Annotated in this window: 1 pseudogene; it reads right to left on the bottom strand. The window is 67.7% G+C overall.

Annotated elements, in window-relative coordinates:
* Nucleotides 1-440: pseudogene (locus EN925_RS39260) on the bottom strand (hypothetical protein); the annotation flags it as partial.

The raw sequence follows: 440 nt of genomic DNA, 5'->3' as shown, positions 1-440 counted from the left end.
TCCTGGGCCTTGGCGAGGACGGCATCCACCCGGGTCCTGGCGTCTGCTTCCGAAAGCCCCGTGCGAACGGCGACCAACTGCGACAGATAGGTTTTGTCGTCTGCGGAAACCTCGCCTGCCGCGGCGCCGGCGATCAGGATGCGCGAAGCCTGCCCAACCGCGGCCGCATCGCTGTCCGGATTGGCGGCCGCGAGCTTGCCCGGATCGGCCGGACGGAACAGTGAATCCACCAGGTAGGATGTCGCATTGTCGGCCGACGCGCTGCCGGCATTGGCCGAAGCCCCCGCCGATGCGCCCATGGCCGCACCAGACGCGATGGTGGACACCGCCTGCACGCCCGAGCCTATGGCAGCGGAAAGCGCGGAGCCAAGCACGCCGACGACGAGCAGTGTGGCCAACGCCCAGGCAAGAAAGCCATGGGCGGTATCACGGAAATACAC

The organism is Mesorhizobium sp. M7A.F.Ca.US.006.04.2.1, from assembly GCF_004022915.1.
Lineage (GTDB): Bacteria > Pseudomonadota > Alphaproteobacteria > Rhizobiales > Rhizobiaceae > Mesorhizobium > Mesorhizobium ciceri.
This window is presented reverse-complemented; position numbering and strand designations above follow the sequence as displayed.